We start from the raw sequence: 19,723 nt of genomic DNA on the forward strand, positions 1-19,723 counted from the left end.
GAGCCCTGGAGGGGCGATGTTCTCCCGTTCGTTCATCTCGTCCGGCGTCTTTCGACGCCGGGTCGTCCGACCCGTGGCCTGGGCGATGGCCGGCGTCCTCGGCGCCAGCCTGATCCAGGTGGCGACGCCGCCGGCAGCCGCGGCCCCCAAGGACAGCAACCGGCCCACCGTCAACGACTCCGGCCGCATCCTGGGCGAGCGGGCACCGATTCCGGTGAAGCCCCGCAAGCCGGACGCCGCCGCCAAGGCAGCCGCGACCAAGCCGGCCGCACCGTCCTGGCCGGCGGCCGGCGCGACCGAGATCAGCCTCGGCGCGAACCGTTCCACCGGCGTCGCCGCGTCCGGTACCACCAAGGCGGGCGGGCTGGCGGTCTCGGTCGGTGCCGCCACCGCCCCGGCCGACGGCGCCCGCACCAGCAGCACAGCCGCGGTCTCGACCCCGGGCCGGGTCAAGGTCGAGGTGCTGGAGCGCAAGGTCTCGGAACGGGCGAAGGTCGACGGGCCGGTGCTGCGGCTCGGCCGCACCGACGGGCAACAGACACCCGGCACCGTCCAACTCGGCGTCGGGTACGACGGCCTCGCGAACCTCTTCGGCGGTGACTTCGGCACCCGGCTGCGGTTGGCCCGGTTGCCGGAGTGCGCGCTGAGCACACCGGAAAAGCCGGAGTGTGCCGCCGAGCCGGTGCCGACGCTGAACAACGGCGAGGACCACACGCTGTCGGCACAGGCGTCCACGCCGGCCGGTGCCGGTGCCCTCTACGCCATGATCGCCGCCGACTCGTCCTCCCAGGGCAACTACGGCGCCACCACGCTCGCCCCGTCGTCGAAGTGGTCGGTCGCCCCGTCCACCGGCGGATTCTCCTGGTCGTACCCGTTGCGTACGCCGCCGGTGCCCGGCGGTGGCGGTCCCGGCATCACCCTGGCCTACTCCTCGCAGTCGGTCGACGGTCGGACGGCGACGACGAACAACCAGGGCTCCTGGATCGGCGAGGGGTTCAGCTACGAGCCCGGCCACATCGAGCGCCGCTACAAGCCCTGCGCCGACGACGGCCACGATACCTCCGCCGACCAGTGCTGGGCGTACGACAACGCCACCATCCTGCTCAACGGCAAGTCGACCGAACTGGTCAAGAGCGGTAACACCTGGAAGTTCGCCACCGACGACGGTTCCAAGGTCGTACGAGAGACCGGGGCGGTCAACGGCGACGACGACGGTGAGCACTGGATCGTCTCCACCACCGACGGCACCAAGTACTACTTCGGGTTGAACCGCCTGCCGGGATGGTCGGCGAACAAGGAGGAGACGAACTCCACCTGGACCCTCCCGGTCTACGGCGACGACGCCAACGAGCCGTGCGAGAAGCCGGCGTTCGCGGACTCGTACTGCGACCAGGCGTGGCGGTGGAGCCTCGACTACGTCAAGGACCGGTACGGCAACGTCACCTCCTACTTCTACAACCGGGAGAGCAACTACTTCGCCCGTGGCCGGCGCACCGACGCCAACGGGGTGGAGTACCACCGGGGCGGCTGGCTCAAGCGCGTCGACTACGGTCAGCGCGACGGCCAGGTCTACAGCACCAACGCTCCGGCCCGGGTTCGCTTCGACACCCAGGAGCGGTGCCTCCCGACCACCGGGATCGACTGTGACCCGCAGGACCTGAACAGCACCACGGCGTCGCACTGGCCGGACGTACCGTTCGACCGCAACTGCGCCAAGGACACGAAGTGCAAGGCCGACCAGATCACCGCCACGTTCTGGACCCGGGCCCGGCTGACCGGCATCACCACGGAGATCCGTGGCGCCTCCGGCTGGACCCCGGTGGACGAGTGGAAGCTCGACCACCTGCTGACCGACAACGGCGACGGCAGCCGCACCCTGTGGCTGCACAAGATCACGCACACCGGCAAGGTCGGCGGCAGCGCGGCGATGCCGGCGATCGAGTTCGCCGGGTTGCAGAAGCCGAACCGGATCGACCGGACCGGTGACTTCATCGCCCCGCTGATCCGGTTCCGGATGGCGACGGTCTACACCGACACCGGTGCACAGATCGACGTGAACTACAAGGACCCCGACTGCGCCGAGGGGAACCTGCCCACCGAGGGCAGGAGCACGAGACGGTGTTACCCGGTCAAGTGGAACCCGCTCGGCAGCGGCGACCCGACCACCGACTGGTTCCACAAGTACGTGGTCGACGCGGTGATCGAGACCGACCGTACCGGTGGCTCCCCGGACATGGTCACCAGGTACGACTACCTCGACGGCGCCGCCTGGCGGCACGCCGAGCCGGACGGCATCACCGATCCGGAGGACCTGACCTGGAGCGAGTGGCGCGGTTACGGCAAGGTCGTGGTGACCGGTGGCAGCGGCCAGACGATGACCACCAAGACCGAGCACCGCTACCTGCGCGGCATGCACGGCGACAAGGACCCCGACGGCGGCACCCGGAGCGTGACGATCCGGGACTCGGCCGGCGTCGACCACGTCGACCACGACGAGTTCTCCGGCGTGGAGTTGGAGAGCAAGACCTTCGACGGCCCGACCGAGATCAGCAAGACGATCAAGACGCCGTGGCGGCACACCACCGCCACCGAGTCGCACTCCTGGGGCGCCAAGCGGGCGATCCTCACCAACACCTCGATCGCCCGGAACTTCACCGCGGTCGGTACCGGTTGGCGGGAGACCAAGACGACGTCGGAGTTCGAGACGACGTTCGGTCGTACCACCAGGACCGAGAACGAGGGCGACGTCAGCAAGACCGGTGACGAGGCGTGCACCCGCACCACGTACGCCGACAGCGAGGCGCTGCACCTCTACACCCTCACCGCCCAGGTCGAGTCGGTCGCGGTCAAGTGCTCGACCACCCCGGACCGGAAGACCCAGGTCCTGAGCGACAGCCGGACCCTGTACGACAACCTCGCGTTCGGTGCCGTGCCGACGCGCGGCAACCCGACTCGGGTCGAGCGCCTGGCCAGCCACAACGGCACCACCCCGACGTACGTCCGGGTGGCCGAGGGCACCTTCGACAGCTACGGTCGACCGCTCACCGCCACCGACTCGGTCGGTACGGTGACCAAGACCGCGTACACCGAGACCAACGGGCTGACCACGAAGGTGGTGGAGACCAGCCCGCTCGAACACGAGACGACCACCAACTACGCCCCGGCCTGGGGCAGCCCGGTCAGCCAGGTCGACCCGAACGACCTGACCAGCGAACTCGCGTACGACCCGCTGGGCCGGCTGGTGACCGTCTGGTTGCCGGACCGGGCGGGCGAGCCGGTACCGAGCATCAAGTACACGTACCTGGTCCGCACCGACAAGGCGGTGGCGGTCAAGACGGAGAAGCAGCAGGGTGGTCTGGACCGCCGGTTCAGCGTCGAGTACCAGCTCTACGACGGGCTGCTCCGTCCCCGTCAGGTGCAGACCGAGGGGCCGGACGGCACCCGCCTCATCGCCGACACCTTCTACACCGCCACCGGCAAGCTCGACCGGACGTACGCGACCTATCACGCGGCGGGGGCACCGAAGGACGAGATCTACCCGGCCGTCAATGGTGACGTGAACGGCCAGGCGCTCTACGTCTACGACGGTGCCGACCGGGTCAAGGCCGAAATCTTCCAGGTCGCCGGGGTGGAAAAGTGGCGCACCCTAACGACCTACGGCGGCGACCGGGTTTCCGTCGACCCGCCGCAGGGCGGCACGCCGACCACCACGGTCAGCAACGCCCTCGGCCAGACCACCGAACTGCTCCAGTACAAGGGCGCCGGACCCAGCGGCGACGCCGACAAGACCGAATACACGTACACGCAGTCCGGCCAGCTCGAGACGGTCAAGGACCCGGCCGGCAACGTCTGGCGGCACAAGTACGACCAGCGCGGTCGCAAGATCGAATCCGTCGACCCGGACGCCGGCACCTCGACATACCGGTACGACGACCTTGACCGCCTGACCGGCACCACCAATGGCGTGGGGGCGAAGCTGACCCACACCTACGACACCATCGGTCGCAAGACGGCGACCTGGAAGGGCGATGCCGACACCGGCATCCTGCTCAGCCAGTGGACCTACGACCAGGAGCTTCTCGGCACGCTCTCGTCCACCAGCCGGTTCGTGGACGGTGCCGCGTACACCACCTACTACGGCATCTACGACGAGTTCTACCGTCCCCAGGGCACCTACTACGAGGTGCCGGACCACGCGGGCGCCGAACTCGCCGGCATGTACACGTATGGCACCACCTACAACCCCGACGGCACGGTCCAGACCGTAGGAATGTCGGACGGTGGGGGCCTGCCGTACGAGGTGGTCGCGTACACCTACGACGACCTGGACCGGCTCACGGCCACCACGGGTGACAGCGCATACCTGACCGACGTGGACTACGCCGCCACCGGTGAAATTCTCCAGGCCGAGGTTGCGGTCGGGCCCACCCGAGCCTGGTCGACGTACGAGTGGGAGCAGGGCTCAAAGCGGCTGAGCCGGCAGCGGCTCGACCGTGCCGGCGCTCCGGTTGTCGACATCGATGCCCGCTACAGCTACGACGCGGCCGGCAACATCCAGTCGATCGCGGACACTCCCAGCGGCACCCGCGATGTCCAGTGCTTCACCTACGACTACCTGCGCCGGATGGACCGGGCCTGGACCTCGGCCAGCACGGCCGAAGACCCGTGCGCGGGTGGCCCGGCGGCGACCGGAGTTGGCGGAGTGGCGCCGTACCACCACTCGTACACCTTCGACCTGGTGGGCAACCGCAAAACCGAGACCCAGTACGCGGCAAACGGGACTTCGCTGATCGAGCGTGCGTACGAGTACCCCGCTGCGGGGCAGGCGAAGCCCCACACTCTCTCCAGGATGACGGAGACGACCTCCTCCGGGACACAGCTGCACACCTACGAGTACGACAACAGCGGGAACACCACCAAGCGTACGAAGGCGGGTGTTGGTCAGGATCTTGTTTGGGACGCCGAAGGCAACCTGGAATCGGTGACGGAGGCAGGGAAGAAGACCAGCTTCCTTTACGACGTCGACGGTTCGCGCATGCTTCGCAAGGAGCCGGATGCCACGACCCTCTACCTGCCCGGCATGGAACTACGGCTTGACCACACCACCAGGTCGGTCGACGGTACCCGCTACTACGGCATTCCCGGTGGCGGCACTCTCGTCCGGAAGCTCAACGGTTTCCACTACGTCGCACCCGATCACCACGGGACCGGCCAGGCAGTGGTCAACCAGAACGGTAGTGTCGTCCACCGCCGGTCCACTCCTTACGGCAGCCCTCGGGGTGTCCAACCGGCGCCCGGACAATGGCCAACGGAAAAGGGCTTCGTCAACGGCAATCAGGACTCCACCACTGGCCTGGTGAACATCGGAGCCCGGGAATACGACCCGATCACTGGACGATTCATATCCATCGATCCAATAGTTGACGTCGGCGACCCGCAACAAATGCACGGCTATGCGTACGCAAACAACAACCCGATCTCCTTCTCTGACCCCGACGGGTTGAAGATGTGTTCGGACGATGTTTGTGGCCCTGGTGCCGACTTCGTCGACAGCACCGGCAAGTATCACGATGTTCCCGGCCACAACGACGGCTGTGGCGGATGCAGCGGGGCGTACGATCCGGACGCACCAGAGGAGAGCAATCCACGCAACGCCGACGGCGGCGGTGACGATGCCGCCGCTGCAGCGGCAGCTGCGGAACGCGCCCGCCAGGCAAGAATCGCCAAGGCCAAGAAGCTTATTCTCGAGGCTGCGAAAGAGCTTGCTGACATCGCCATGAAGGAACTTGGCATCACGGACGCGCTGAGTTGTCTTACCAAGGGCGACATGGGCGGCTGTCTCGAGACGGCGATCAACATAGCCACCTCCTTTGTCGGTGGGATGCTTATGAAGTTCGCCCGCAAGTACGGGGCACCCTGGCAGTGGGACGACGGGGCGAGGCTCGTCCAGAGGGTGAAGGGTCTCCTCGGCAAGCTAATCAGTGGTGTCAAGAACTTCTTCAAGAAGTGTCACAGCTTCGCGCCCGGCACGCTCGTGCTGATGGCGGACGGTTTGAAGAGACCGATCGAGGAGTTGAGAGAGGGTGACCAGGTTGTTGCGACCGATCCAGTAACCGGCAAGACGGAAGTTCGGGAAGTAACCGATACCCATACCAACCAGGATCGCGACCTTACGGACCTCGCTCTTGTCGTCGCGGGTGGTGATCTGCGGGAACTGAAGACGACCTGGCACCACCCCTTCTGGAGTGAGGATCGCAACGAGTGGGTCGACGCGGTTGACCTTCGGGTAGGGGAGCGGCTGCGGGGGGCCAGTCGTGAGTCGGTGCACGTCGCGGCGGTCCGGTCGTACCTTGGCGAGAAGGTGATGCACGACCTCACCGTCGCCGAGATCCATACGTACCATGTATTCGCCGGAGAAGCGCCAGTCCTCGTACACAACTGTGACGGGAACAAGCCGCCTTTTCCGAACAAAGAAGACCAAATGCTGAAAACCGAACTTGCCGAGGCTGCAGAAGCGGGCGTCAAACCCGTTGGTGTCGGAGAGGCTGGCTTTGATGAGGTGATCAGTGCGGGGAACGTTAAATGGGCGATGGCACTCGATGGAACCATTCGTGTCATTCCGCGTTCGGTGCGGGGCTTCGGGGAGATGTCGCACGCTATCATCTTCAGGGGGGCGGATGTTTTGGCGGCCGGGGAGGCTAGAATCAGGAAGAGTGGCGATGGTTATGTAGGTGACTTTATTAACAACCACAGCGGCCACTATAAGCCGTGCGCATGCAGTCGTGAGGTGGCGAGGGAGGCCTTTGCGGAGCTGGGTATTGTCTTCCCGGACTAGTTGCATTTTCGGCTGAACATAATTGACTATCTGTATACTGGGCGGCCGCTCGACTCGTGCGTCGAGCGGCCGTTCTGGGGTCCGGGGCTGTGGTCGTGGATAATGCATGTGGGATCGGTGCGTCAGTTTGAGTTGCGGCATGAGAATTGGCGCAGGGAGAGGAAGTGGCATGGAATCTGATAGGGTGCCAGATGACGTTCTCTTGCGGCTCTCTGAAATGAGTCCACCGCGTATGCAAATTTGGTTTGCGGAAAACCTGCCGAATGACTTCAACGACAGGGGGTTCTGGTGGGAAAACATGATATACAGAGCCCTTTTTGTGATGTATCGATGTGGGTCAGAACCTCGGAGGACGCAGTACGCTGTGCTGGCGAGGGAGGCGATTCGAGGGGCGGTCCGCGTAGGTCATGTGTCCCCGGTGGATGGCGCAGTTAGAATTGCCGGTTTGACAACCGAATACATTCTTCGTGGTGGAGATAATGCGGAGATTGTTTCGGTGGACGAAATCGTTGGGCACAATCTCGGTCTGACTGCAATTTCGCCGAGTGTGGCAGTTGTGCGAGCAAGGAACTTGAAGGACTTGTCCCTTGACGAACTGCGGGAACTTGATGATGCGAGAGATTTAATTCGATCGTGTCTTGAGTTGGTTGACCGAGTCAAGAATGTGAAGGTTGCTCAGGAACTTGCTCTATGGTCAGAGGTATGGGGAGATCTGAATTAGTGCTGGGTGATGGGGTTCGGTTCGGGCGCCCGCCCGAACGGCTTGACATAGGCTACTTCGAGCCGCTGTCCCGCGATCACCGGAAGTCGTTGGCGTGGTCAACGGCCCATTCGGCGAACATGCGCCCGGGTCGGCCGAGCACCTCCTCGACGTCCGGCAAGACCCAGGAGTTGCCGTCGGGGCTGGCCCCCATCTCGAGGAACCACTCGATTACCTCTTCGGGGTAGACGTCCCGCCACTGCTTCCGGGCCTGCTCCGGGGTCAGCTCGACGAACCGCACCTCTCGGCCGATCGCGGCGCCGATGAGCCGGACCGCGTCCACTCGGCGTACCGGAGCTGGACCGGTCGGTGCGTACGTCCGGCCAGCGTGGCCTTCTTCGAGCAGTGCGGCCACGATGATCGCGGCGATGTCCGCCTCGTGTACGAAGGCGCTGCGGTATTCCGGGAACGGCGCCCGCACCACGCTTTCGGACCGGATCGACTCGACCCATTCCCAGGTGTTGGCGGCGAACTCGCCCGGGAACAGGTGGGTCCACTCCAGACCGGAGCCCTCGATTGCCCGTTGGAGGACCCGGTGGTCGGACTCCAGTGGATCGTCGTCGGTCCGGCTCTCGTTGTTGTGCCCGAGGTGAGTGATCCGGCGTACACCGGCCCGTTTTGCCAGTTCGAGGATCTCCGGTCCGGTGGTGAGCGGACCGTACCCGTCGATGGCGACCAGGTGCATCCGGTCCACCCCGATGAGGGCCGGGACCAGGGTCTCCGGTTCGCTGAAGTCGCCTCGGACCACCTCGACCCGACCCGGCAGCCGACCGGCCGCCGCCGCCGGATCACGGGTCAGTGCCCTGACCTGCTGACCTGCGGCCAGGAGTTGTCTCACCAGACTGCTTCCCACGGTGCCGGTCGCGCCGGTGACCAGGATCGTCATCCCTGCTGTCCTTCCGTTCGGGGACGCCAGCGACCGTCCCGGAAACCGTCGGCACGAAGCCGACCCGGTCCGGGTCTGTCGCATTGGAGATGAACCATGGTGCGCCAACGTGTCGATTTTGGCAAATGTGAACGGGTTGTTCACGTTTTACTGTGGAGTGGAAATTTGACCCGCTGCCACAAAACGTCGCGCTCGCCGCCAGCTTGAAGAGAATGTTCGGGATGCTGTGGCTGGAAGGTCATTCCTGGGGTGAGGAAGGCGCGTGCCGATCTGGCTCAGTACCATATGCGCAACCCCGGGACGGTGATGTGTGAAGTTCAAGGTGTTCGCGAGATCGGAAAAGTCCCTCACCGTGATGTTCGAGCCAACGGCAGAGGAGATTGTCATTCCGCCGGGAGGGCATATCGTGGTCGAATTCATCGGTGGCGGAATGGGTGAGGTCTGTCCGGAGCCGGAATATCTCATGATTGGCAGTCCAATGGGTGGGGACATGCGGGCGTGGCATTCCGACGGGACCGAGATCGCGATCTGGTGATCTCGATTCGCAGTCGGTTCCACCAGCGTGTGTCACCCGGACGTGACCACCTGCACCACGGTCAGCGCGATCGGCAGCAGCAGGGTGGTGGCGGCGCGTCCGACGTACCCGAAGGAGAACGGCGCCGGCTCCGTCGCCGCGATCACCTCGCGCAGGCGCAGGGTGACGTCGAGCCTGGCCAGCTCCCGTTCGATCAGCGCGTGGGTCGAACCGCCGGGCGCGGCGACCACTTTGACGGCGTCTTCGATCGCCGGGGCGAAGCTGTCCAGGGCCCGTTCCTGGCTGTCCCGGCTCAGCCGGTAGAGCAGCCAGACGGGGATGCTGAAGACGGTCAGCCCTCCGATGAACAGCAGCACCACGAACGTCCACACGATCATTTTGCTGGCCGCCGTGAGCTGCGGTTGTACGCCGAGCATGGCCGGTACGAAAAGCGCGCCACAGCTGAACATCAGCCCTTCGACCCAGGCGAAGGTGTAGAGCTGTCGGATGCCCCACGCCCGTTCGGTCCGGAACGGGGTCCAGCGCAGTCGGGCGTGACTGGTCGCCGCGTACACCAGGGCGATTGCCTTGCTGATTCCCCAGATGCCGGCGGCGCTGCACATTCCCACCGCGCCGATGACCACCAGGCCGGCGGCGCGCTGCCAGCCCGAGTGGACCGGGATCACCGCGTCGAGCGGCCGGAACGACAGTGACAGGGCCAGCAGCGGGGCCAGCCCGACCGGCAGCACCATCGGGTAGAAGGCGCGGTCCCACCACACGACGCAGCGTCGGATCGCGTCGAGGTCCCAGCCGGCGCGGGGCCCGTACCGGCCGAACTCGTGCAACAGCTTCTCCAACCGGAACTCGGCCTGTTGCATCAACAGTGGGCTGATGGTGACCCAGAGCGCGGCGGTGGGGATGGCCCAGCGCATGGTCGCCGGCTGCCCGTGCAACCGGTCGATCACGGCGGTGGTGAACCACCACCAGAACAGCGCCGTCGGCACCAGGGCGAAGATCGCCACCGTGGTCAGGCGTTGCCGTGGCCGTGACCGCCGGGCCCAGGTCACCAGCCGGGGGACCGATGTGTACGGCGACACCCAGGTCCGCAGGGCCGGCACGGCGCTACCACCCGTGGCGGAGGATGCGCCAGGTGGTGCCGGCGCGGATGCGGCCGAGTCCGAACAGCAGCTCCACCGCGTCCCGGAACACGACCGGGTCGTTGTTGGCCGCGCGGATCATGTGTCGGGCCCACCACGGGATCGACATCAGGCCGTGCGCCACCTGGCTGGAAAGCAGATGAGACCGGTACGTGTGCCGGAACCACCGCTCGAACTCGCCGAGTGCCCTGGCCTGCCCCACCGCCTCCCGAGGATCGTCGGGCAGGCCGCCCACCACCCGATAGGCCGCGTTCATGCCGTACACGATGCCCTCGCCGCTCAGCGGGTTGATCATCGAGGCGGCGTCGCCGATCAGGACCGCTCGCCGGTGGGCGAGTCGTGGTATCCGTCGGGCCAGCGGTAGGTGGTGCGCGCGGTGCGCGTACAGGTCGCCCAGTTCGATCCCGCGACGTCGGCAGGAGTCGGCGAAGCCGTCCAGGACCCGCCGCAGGTCGAGTGAGCGCCGCCGGAGTTCGGTGACCATGACGCCCACGCCGACGTTGGCCAGCCCCTTGCCGTTGGGGAAGACCCACCCGTACGCCGGCAGCAGTTCCTTCGACCACTCGAAGATCATGCGTAGTCCCAGTGGCCCGTCCGGGTCGAAGGCGTCGGTGTCGGCGTAGGCGCGCATGGCGATCCCGGTGGTCCGCTCGCCGGGCCGACCCGCGCCGAGCGCCCGCCGCAGCACCGAGTACGCCCCGTCCGCCGCGACCACGAGTCCGGCGTCGAGTCGGTGCTCCTGCCCGCCCCGCCGGACCGACACCCACCGCGAGTCGTCGGCCAGACCGGTGCCGGTCACCTTGTGCCCGCTCAGGTCGAGCGCGCCCGCGTCGAGCGCGGCGAGCCGGAGTCGCTGGTCGAAGTCGGCCCGGGGCACCACGTACCCCTCGGTCGGCATCCCGTCCAGGCCGGTCAGGGCCGCGTTCAGTTCGGCACCGGACGGCCCGTACACGGTCAGTGAGGTGGCCGGGCTCTCGCCAGCGAGCAGGTGACCGAGATCGAGGGTACGCAGCAGTTGTGCGACACCGGGTCCGAGCCCGTCACCGCACGGCTTGTCCCGGGGGAACGTACGTTGGTCCACCAGTGCGACGCGCCAGCCGCGCCGGGCGGCGACGATCGCGGCGGTGGCGCCGGCCGGACCGGAACCCGCTACCACGACATCGAACCGCGCTGGACCCACCGCTCCATATTGCCAGTGGTAATCGATTAGTTACAGGGTTGGCCCGCTGACCGGAGATTACGTCGAGGGGGTGGCCCTGACGAAGCTGGACCATGCGGTTCGATCGAAGGCGAGCACCGGCCCGGACGGGTCCTTGGAGTCACGTACGGCGACGGCCTGCGGCAGTTCGGCGATCTCGACGCAGTCCGCGTTCGTGCCACTACGGCTGGACTTGCGCCAGGTGGCTGCTGACAGGCCGGTGACGATCATCAGGAAGGCTCACTCTCGCTCGTGCTCCGTTGCGATCCGCGCAACGAAATCGACCGACTCGGCGGGGCTCAAGGCTACCTCGCCGAGCCTCTCCGCCTCCCGCCGAAAGAAGGTTCCGAACGCAAAACACCGCTGGGAGGCGTACAGATGACCGATGTCAAACCGAACCGATACGTCCCGACCTGGTCGCAGCCGTACGACCCGGCGGACTCGCCGGGACCGATCCCCTCGGTGCTGGAGCGGTTCCGGCGCGGACGGCCGGAGCAGGCCGAGCCGAGCGAGGCGGAGGTCGAGGCCGGCCGTTACACGGTGGTGCTGGTGCCGCCCGAGGCGGCCGAGGTGATCTCCTGGGACCGGACCGACGTGGGGTTGCGGATGTACCGCGACGGGGACTGGGACCACAACCCGGGCGACCTCGACGAGGTGGCCGACCTGATCGAGCAGGCCTGCGGCGAGCCGGTCACCCTGGTCGAACACCGATCCGACCTGACCTACTGGACCACCCGGCTCCGGGCCGCGCCGCGATAACCGGCCGGGCTGCCGGTCAGGCCGGGTACCACCTGGGCGTGAACACCACCCGGTCACCCGCGCCGCGCTCGACCACCCGTGTGGTGGACGAGCCGACCAGCAGCAGCGTACGCATGTCCACCTCGGCCGGGTCGAGGTCCGCGAGGCGTACCACCCGGACCCGTTCGCCCGGCCCGCCGACGTCCCGCCCGAGCACCACCGGGGTCTCCGGCGACCGGTGCTCCAGCAGCAGCTCCTTCGCCGCCGCCACCTGCCAGGTACGGCTCTTCGACCCCGGGTTGTAGATCGCGATCGCCAGGTCGGCACTCGCGGCGGCGGAGAGCCGCTTCGCGATCACCTCCCACGGCTTGAGCCGGTCCGACAGCGACAGCACGCAGTAGTCGTGCCCGAGCGGGGCGCCGACCCGGCTCGCCACCGCCTGCGCGGCGGTCAGCCCCGGCAGCACCCGTACCGGGATGTCGGTCCACTTTGGCTCGGACGCGACCTCCAGCACGGCGGCGGCCATCGCGAAGACGCCCGGGTCACCGGAGGAGACCACCACGACCCGGCGACCACGCCGGGCCAGGTCGAGGGCGAACTCGGCCCGTTCCGCCTCCACCCGGTTGTCCGAGGCGTGCCGGCGCTGGCGCGGGTTGACCGGCACCCGGTCCAGGTAGGTCGTGTATCCCACCAGGTCCTCGGCGGCATCCAGGGCGGCCCGCGCCTGCGGGGTCAGCCACTCCCGCCCGGCCGGCCCGAGCCCGACCACCACGACCTCACCGACCGCGCCGGAGGCGGACTCGGCGGACGACGCCGGGGCCGGTGACGACGGCAGGTCAACCCCGACCAACTCGGCCCGCGTACGTTCGTGCACCCGGCTCGGCAGCAGCGCCAGCGAGAAGTACGGCACCGTCTCCGGTTCCACCTCCGCCAGTCTGGCCGAGCGCTCCCGGTCGGTGGTGGCGCGTTCGACGTACCAGGCTTCTTCCAGCCGTCCGGCCTGGGTGAGGGCCGCGCGGACGTTGCCGAAGGTACGGCCCAGTTTCATGATCGCGGCCGAGTCGGTGCCCGCCAGCCGTTCCGCCAGCACCTCGGTCGGCAGCGTGCCGGGCAAGACGGTCAGCGTCTCGTCCCGCTCGACCAGCGGTCGCCCGAGTACGGCGGCGGCGGCGCTGACCGAGGTCACGCCCGGCACCACCTCGGTCGGGTAGCGGCCGGCGAGCCGCTTGTGCATGTGCATGTACGAGCCGTAGAAGAACGGGTCGCCCTCGCAGAGGACCACCACGTCCCGTCCCGCGTCCAGGTGGGCGGCGAGCCGGGCCGCGCACTCGGCGTAGAACTCCTCGATCTGCGCGCGGTAGCCGTCCGGGTGCTCCGGCTTCTCCGTGGTGACCGGGTAGGTCAGCGCCTCCTCGATCTGCCCGCCGCGCAGGTACGGCTCCGCGATCGTCCGGGCGACGCTGCGCCCGTGCCGCGCGCTGTGGTACGCGATCACGTCCGCGCGTTCGACCAGCCTGGCGGCCTTGACCGTGACCAGTTCCGGGTCACCCGGACCGAGCCCCACCCCGTAGAGCCGCCCCGGTGCGAGACCCGGTCCCGTGCCGTCCATCGGCGTACCGCCGTCCACGCTGGTCACTCTCTCTCGTCGGCGATGGCGTTGATCGCCGCCGCGGTCATCGCGCTGCCACCCCGTCGGCCGTGCACGACCAGGTACTGCAACCCGGCGGTCTGCTCGGCGAGGGCCTGCTTGGACTCGGCGGCGCCGATGAAGCCGACCGGGATGCCGAGCACGGCGGCCGGTCGCCCGGCGCCCGCGTCGATCATTTCGAGCAGGCGGAACAGGGCCGTCGGCGCGTTGCCGATGGCGACCACGGCACCGTCGAGCCGGTCGCCCCAGAGGTCCAGGGCGGCGGCGCTGCGGGTGGTGCCGAGCGCGGCGGCGAGGTCGGGCACCGAGGGGTCGCGCAGCGTGCAGATCACCTCGTTGTCGGCGGGGAGCCGGCTGCGGGTGACGCCGGAGGCGACCATCTCCGCGTCGCAGAGGATCGGGGCACCGCCGCGCAGCGCGGCGCGCGCGGCCGAGACCACGTCGGGGGAGTAGCCGATGTCGGCCGGCAGGTCGACCATGCCGCAGGCGTGGATCATGCGTACGACCACCGTGGCGACGTCGGCGGGCAGGCCCGTCAGGTCCGCCTCGGCGCGGATCGTGGCGAACGACCGGCGGTAGATCTCCGCGCCGTCGCGGACGTAGTCGATCACGTACCCCTCCGTGCCGCCGCGATCGCGGCAGCGGTCTCGTCCAGCGTCATCAACCGCGAACGCGATCGACCGTCCAGGCTGACCTGGTAACCCTCGTCGGTGGCCAGCACCTCGACATGCCGGTCCGTCGGTCGGCCGCAGCGCCGTTCGCAGCCGACCCAGTGCACCGGCAGGCCCGAGCCTTCCGGACCCGCCGCCGCGTGCACCCGACCCGCGTCGGTCCGTACGTCGGCGAGCGCCTTCGCGCACCCAGGACGGCCGGCACAGCCGGTCACCCCGACCCAGCCGGCGGTGGCCTCGGCCACCAGACCCTCGGCGGTCAGCGCGGCCAACCGGCGCCCAGCCTCTCCGGTGCCCAGATCGGGCACGACGACGGTGCGCCAAGGAGTGATGTTGATCTCGCCGGAGCCGTCGGCGGACGCGGTTTCGAGTGCGGCGACCTGTGCCCCGGTGAGTCGACCCAGCGGCACCGTCAGGACCAGCGCCACCCGCCCGTCGACCTGGGAGACCCGACCGACCGCCGGACGGGTCGGTGTGGTCGTGCTGACCGGCTCACCCGGCGGCAGGAGCGTCGCCGGGTCGAGGGCGGCTCGCAACCGTGCGGTCACCCGCCGTACGCCGTCGTCTAGTTCGGTCAGCCGCCACGCGCCGCCGCCCTGGTCGGCGTACTCGGCGAGGAAGGCGTGCGCGGCGAGCAGGGCGACCCCGGCGGCGGCGCTCGGCGGTACGCGTACCCCGGTGTCGGTGCCGGAGAGCAGCACGGCCAGCCCACCGGTCGGTACGGCGACCAGCCCCACGTCCGCGCCGAAGCCGGTCACGTCGCCCCGGCCGTCGTCGACGGTGAACAGGAACCGGCCGGGCAGGTCGGCCAGCGCCGGGTCGGCGCAGAGCCCCTCGTCCAGCTCGTCGACCAGCGGGCGGACATCGAGTCGGCCGCCGGCGGTCCGGCCGCTGAGGGTGGAGGCGATGACGTTGCGTACCCGCTCGTGGGTCTCGGAGGGGAGCAGGCCCGCCTCCCAGAGCCGGGCGGCCAACTCCCGTTCGGCACCGGGCGCCAGGCCCCGGAGCTGGACGTTGCCCCGCGAGGTCAGCTCCAGTCCGCCGTCACCCAGGTCAGCGGTGGCCGCGCCGAGCACGGCGAGCTGCCGGCGGTGCAGGCGCCCACCGGGCACCCGTACCCGGGCCAGGTTGCCGTCGGCGGCGGCATGTACGCGCAGCGCCCCCGGACAGGCGTCCGGTGCCGACCGCCCTCGTGGTGACCACACCCGGCGGATACTACGGCCCACCAGCAGCCCGGCCGGGAGCGGCTTGACGAACCGGGGTCGGACTCGTGAGAGTGGGAGCCGCTGAACGCGGCGACAGGTGGAGGAAGCCGGTGTGATCCCGGCGCGGTCCCGCCACTGTTACCGGGGAGCGGACCCCGACACGGTCACGGCCCACACGGGCGGGAAGACCGGGGCGAGCGACGATCCGGGAGCCAGGAGACTCCGGGTCACCGCGCGGCACGGTACGCCCCCGACCGGGGACGGCACCGGGCCGCAACCGACGAACCCGGGGCGCGGACCCCGAGGGAGGAACCATCATGTCTCGCCACGCCCTGTGCGGTGCCCGATGATCCTGCTCCTCTCCACCTCGGACACCGACCTGCTCAGCGCCCGGGCCAGTGGCGCCGAGTTCCGGCTGGCCAACCCGGCCCGCACCTCGGTCGAGGAGCTGCCCGCCCTGCTCGACGGCGTCGACCTGGTGCTGGTACGCATCCTCGGCGGCTACCGGGCCTGGGAGGAAGGGCTCGACGCGCTGCTGGCCGGGGCGCTGCCGGTCGTACTGCTCGGTGGTGAGCAGGCCCCCGACGCGGAGCTGATGGGCCATTCGACGGTGCCCGCCGGGGTGGCCGCCCAGGCGCACACCTACCTCGCGCACGGCGGCCCGGCGAACCTGACCGAGTTGCACCGGTTCCTCTCTGACACGGTCCTGCTCACCGGTTACGGCTTCGCGCCGCCGGTGCCGACACCCGAGTGGGGCCGGCTGGAGCGCGAGTCACGCCACACCGACGGCCCGGTGATCGCGGTGCTCTACTACCGGGCCCACCACGTGGCCGGCAACACCGCCTTCGTGGAGACGCTCTGCTCCGCGATCGAGGACGCGGGCGGTCGGCCGCTGCCGGTCTACTGCGCCTCGCTGCGCAGCCCCGCGCCCGCCCTGCTGGAGACGCTCGGCGAGGCGGACGCACTGGTCGTGACGGTGCTCGCGGCCGGTGGCACCCGCCCGGCCGAGGTCGGTGCGGGTGGCGACGACGAGGCCTGGGACGTCGGCGCGCTCGCCGCGCTGGACGTGCCGATCCTTCAGGGGCTCTGCCTGACCAGCAGCCGCGCGGTCTGGGCGGAGAACGACGACGGGCTCTCCCCGCTCGACACCGCCACCCAGGTCGCCATCCCGGAGTTCGACGGCCGGATCATCACCGTGCCGTTCTCGTTCAAGGAGATCGACGCCGACGGGCTGACCGTGTACGTCGCCGACCCGGAGCGGTCCGCCCGGGTCGCCGGTATCGCGGTCCGGCACGGTCTGCTGCGGCACACCCCGCCGGCCGAGCGCCGGATCGTGCTGATGTTGTCGGCGTACCCGACCAAGCACGCCCGGATCGGCAACGCGGTCGGCCTCGACACCCCGGCCAGCGTGGTCCGGCTGCTCACCGCCATGCGCGAGCAGGGGTACGACATCGGCCCCGCCGACGGACCGGACGCCTTCCCAGGTGTCTCGGCCGGTGACGGCGACGCCCTGGTGCACGGGCTGATCGCCGCCGGTGGCCAGGATCTCAACTGGCTCACCGAGGAACAGCTCGAGGGCAACCCGATCCGAATCCCGGCCAGCCGCTACCGGGCCTGGTACGACACCCTCCCGGCCGAGCTGCGCGAGGGAATGGAACGGCACTGGGGCCCGCCGCCGGGTGAACTCTTCGTCGACACCTCGCGCGACTCCGAGGGCGAGATCGTGCTCGCCGCGCTGCGGGCCGGCAACACCGTGGTGATGGTCCAGCCGCCACGCGGCTTCGGCGAAAACCCGGTCGCCATCTACCACGACCCCGACCTGCCGCCGAGCCACCACTACCTCGCCGCCTACCGGTGGCTGGCCGACGAGTTCGGCGCGCACGCGGTGGTGCACGTCGGCAAGCACGGCAACCTGGAGTGGCTGCCCGGCAAGACGCTCGGCATGTCCGCCGCCTGCGGGCCGGACGCCGCCCTCGGCGACCTGCCGCTGATCTACCCGTTCCTGGTCAACGACCCCGGTGAGGGCACCCAGGCGAAGCGTCGCGCGCACGCCACCCTGGTCGACCACCTGATCCCGCCGATGGCCCGCGCCGACAGCTACGGCGACATCGCCCGGCTGGAACAGCTCCTCGACGAACACTCGAACATCGCCGCCCTGGACCCGGCGAAGCTGCCGGCGATCCGGGCCCAGATCTGGACCCTGATCCAGGCGGCCAAGCTCGACCACGATCTCGGCCTCGCCGACCGGCCGCACGACGCCGAGTTCGACGAGTTCATCCTGCACGTCGACGGCTGGCTCTGCGAGGTCAAGGACGTACAGATCCGCGACGGGCTGCACGTGCTCGGGGTGGCGCCGAGCGGGCAGAACCGGGTCGACCTGGTGCTGGCCATGCTCCGGGCCCGGCAGATGTGGGCCGGTCAGGTCGCCGCGCTGCCCGGTCTGCGCGAGGCGCTCGGGCTGACCGAGGACGGCAGCGCCGCTCGTGGCGAGGTGGACCGGATCGAGGAGACCGCCCGCGCGCTGGTGCTGGCGATGGAGGAACGGGACTGGACGCCGGGGGTGGCGGCGGAGGTCTGCGAGGCCGTACTCGGTGCTCCCACGAATGGCGGGCCGGGGGTGGATCGGGCGCAGGTGGCCCGGGTGTTGGAGTTCGCGGCCACCGAGATCGTGCCCCGGCTGGACCGGACCACCGACGAACTGGCCGCCGTGCTGCACGCCCTCGACGGCGGGTACGTTCCCGCCGGTCCGAGCGGGTCGCCGCTGCGCGGCCTGGTCAACGTCCTGCCCACCGGTCGGAACTTCTACTCGGTCGACCCGAAGGCGGTGCCGAGCCGGCTGGCCTGGGAGACCGGGCAGGCGATGGCCGACTCGCTGCTGGCCCGCTACCGGGCCGACACCGGCGAGTGGCCCCGCTCGGTGGGGCTGTCCATGTGGGGCACCAGCGCCATGCGCACCGCCGGCGACGACATCGCCGAGGTGCTGGCGCTGCTCGGCGTACGGCCGCGCTGGGACGAGGCGTCCCGCCGGGTCACCGGGTTGGAGCCGATCGACCCGGCCGAACTCGGCCGGCCCAGGATCGACGTGACGATGCGGATCAGCGGTTTCTTCCGGGACGCGTTCCCGCACGTGGTCGCGTTGCTCGACGACGCGGTACGGCTGGTCGCCGGGCTGGACGAGCCGGCCGAGGCGAACTACGTACGGGCGCACGCCCTCGCCGACCAGGCCGAGCACGGGGACGAGCGGCGCTCCACCATGCGCATCTTCGGCTCGAAGCCGGGCGCGTACGGGGCCGGGCTGCTGCCGCTGATCGACAGCCGGAACTGGCGCGACGACGCCGACCTGGCCGAGGTGTACGCCGTCTGGGGCGGCTACGCGTACGGGCGGGGCGTGGACGGGGTCGCGGCCCGCTCCGACATGGAGACGGCGTACCGGCGGATCGCGGTGGCGGTGAAGAACACCGACACCCGCGAGCACGACATCGCCGACTCGGACGACTACTTCCAGTACCACGGCGGCATGATCGCCACGGTACGGGCGCTGACCGGCAAGGCACCGGCGGCGTACATCGGGGACAGCACCCGGCCGGACGCGGTGCGTACCCGTACGTTGAGCGAGGAGACCGCCCGGATCTTCCGCGCCCGGGTGGTCAACCCGCGCTGGCTGGCGGCGATGCGCCGGCACGGTTACAAGGGTGCGTTCGAGCTGGCCGCCACGGTCGACTACCTGTTCGGCTACGACGCGACCGCCGGTGTGGTCGCCGACTGGATGTACGAGAAACTGGCCGAGACGTACGTGCTCGACCCGGAGAACCAGAAGTTCCTCACCGAGTCGAACCCGTGGGCGCTGCACGGCATTACCGAGCGGCTGCTCGAGGCGGCCGACCGGCAGCTCTGGGAGCACCCTGAGCCGGCCACCCTCGACGCCCTGCGCGAACTCTACGTACGCACCGAGGGCGACCTGGAGGACGACGGCTCCGCGTAGGCACGTAAGGAAGGGCCCCTTGTTAACGCTAGCGGGCGGATTCCAGGGGTCGTTGCAACACGGTGGTTAGTCGGTGACGGTTAGGAGTTTAGCGAGGCGCTCGGCTGGGGTGTCCCAGCCGAGCGTTTT

General features: G+C 69.1%; 12 protein-coding genes and 1 riboswitch. Of the genes, 5 read left to right on the top strand and 7 right to left on the bottom strand.

The window, feature by feature from the left end; translation table 11 throughout:
* The first annotated feature begins 16 nt into the window (after window positions 1-16).
* Window positions 17-6,835 (top strand): polymorphic toxin-type HINT domain-containing protein, encoded by a 6,819-nt coding sequence (locus tag ACI2K4_RS24280; protein ID WP_404514376.1) that lies wholly within the window; start codon window positions 17-19, stop codon window positions 6,833-6,835.
* Window positions 6,836-7,280: 445 nt separating this feature from the next.
* The gene (locus ACI2K4_RS24285) at window positions 7,281-7,556 is read left to right on the top strand and encodes a hypothetical protein (RefSeq protein ID WP_404514377.1); all 276 of its coding nucleotides are present in this window, start codon (window positions 7,281-7,283) and stop codon (window positions 7,554-7,556) included.
* Between the two features lie 76 nt (window positions 7,557-7,632).
* On the opposite strand, the gene ACI2K4_RS24290 is transcribed toward ACI2K4_RS24285, so the two are convergent.
* Window positions 7,633-8,481: an NAD(P)H-binding protein gene (locus ACI2K4_RS24290; protein ID WP_404514378.1), complete on the bottom strand. Its 849-nt coding sequence runs from the start codon at window positions 8,479-8,481 to the stop codon at window positions 7,633-7,635.
* A 310-nt stretch (window positions 8,482-8,791) separates the two neighbouring features.
* On the opposite strand from ACI2K4_RS24290, the gene ACI2K4_RS24295 reads away from it, so the two are divergent.
* A complete protein-coding gene (locus ACI2K4_RS24295) occupies window positions 8,792-9,016 on the top strand; it encodes a hypothetical protein (protein ID WP_404514380.1) in 225 nt (74 codons plus the stop codon).
* 32 nt (window positions 9,017-9,048) lie between these two features.
* Here ACI2K4_RS24295 and ACI2K4_RS24300 read toward each other — a convergent pair whose 3' ends face one another.
* From ACI2K4_RS24300 to ACI2K4_RS24310, 3 genes are all read right to left on the bottom strand, one after another.
* Window positions 9,049-10,113 (bottom strand): hypothetical protein, encoded by a 1,065-nt coding sequence (locus tag ACI2K4_RS24300; protein ID WP_404514381.1) that lies wholly within the window; start codon window positions 10,111-10,113, stop codon window positions 9,049-9,051.
* A 4-nt stretch (window positions 10,114-10,117) separates the two neighbouring features.
* Entirely contained in the window at window positions 10,118-11,308 is a 1,191-nt protein-coding gene (locus ACI2K4_RS24305; RefSeq protein ID WP_404514382.1) for a geranylgeranyl reductase family protein, read from the bottom strand.
* A gap of 81 nt (window positions 11,309-11,389) precedes the next feature.
* Window positions 11,390-11,581, bottom strand: a complete 192-nt coding sequence (locus ACI2K4_RS24310) for a DUF397 domain-containing protein (RefSeq protein ID WP_404514384.1) — start codon at window positions 11,579-11,581, stop codon at window positions 11,390-11,392.
* 147 nt (window positions 11,582-11,728) lie between these two features.
* Between ACI2K4_RS24310 and ACI2K4_RS24315 the strand changes: the two genes are divergently transcribed.
* Window positions 11,729-12,109: a hypothetical protein gene (locus ACI2K4_RS24315; RefSeq protein WP_404514385.1), complete on the top strand. Its 381-nt coding sequence runs from the start codon at window positions 11,729-11,731 to the stop codon at window positions 12,107-12,109.
* A 16-nt stretch (window positions 12,110-12,125) separates the two neighbouring features.
* Here the strand turns inward: ACI2K4_RS24315 and ACI2K4_RS24320 are convergent, their stop codons facing one another.
* Genes ACI2K4_RS24320 through cobG form a run of 3 tightly spaced genes read right to left on the bottom strand, consistent with a single transcriptional unit; the run spans window position 12,126 to window position 15,612 of the window.
* A complete protein-coding gene (locus ACI2K4_RS24320; RefSeq protein ID WP_404514419.1) occupies window positions 12,126-13,697 on the bottom strand; it encodes a precorrin-2 C(20)-methyltransferase in 1,572 nt (523 codons plus the stop codon).
* A 23-nt stretch (window positions 13,698-13,720) separates the two neighbouring features.
* Window positions 13,721-14,347 carry a precorrin-8X methylmutase gene (locus ACI2K4_RS24325; RefSeq protein WP_404514387.1) on the bottom strand — a complete coding sequence of 209 codons (627 nt, stop codon included), beginning with the start codon at window positions 14,345-14,347 and terminating at the stop codon, window positions 13,721-13,723.
* Window positions 14,344-15,612 carry a precorrin-3B synthase gene (gene cobG, locus ACI2K4_RS24330; protein WP_404514389.1) on the bottom strand — a complete coding sequence of 423 codons (1,269 nt, stop codon included), beginning with the start codon at window positions 15,610-15,612 and terminating at the stop codon, window positions 14,344-14,346. The genes ACI2K4_RS24325 and cobG overlap by 4 nt, the downstream gene beginning before the upstream one ends.
* A 100-nt stretch (window positions 15,613-15,712) precedes the next feature.
* A riboswitch (cobalamin riboswitch) is annotated at window positions 15,713-15,835 on the top strand.
* 123 nt (window positions 15,836-15,958) lie between these two features.
* Here cobG and cobN point away from each other — a divergent pair.
* Complete coding sequence (gene cobN / locus ACI2K4_RS24335; RefSeq protein WP_404514390.1) at window positions 15,959-19,594, top strand: cobaltochelatase subunit CobN; 3,636 nt, start codon at window positions 15,959-15,961, stop codon at window positions 19,592-19,594.
* Window positions 19,595-19,723: the final 129 nt, after the last annotated feature.

This window comes from Micromonospora sp. NPDC050397 (assembly GCF_044901685.1).
GTDB lineage: Bacteria > Actinomycetota > Actinomycetes > Mycobacteriales > Micromonosporaceae > Micromonospora_G.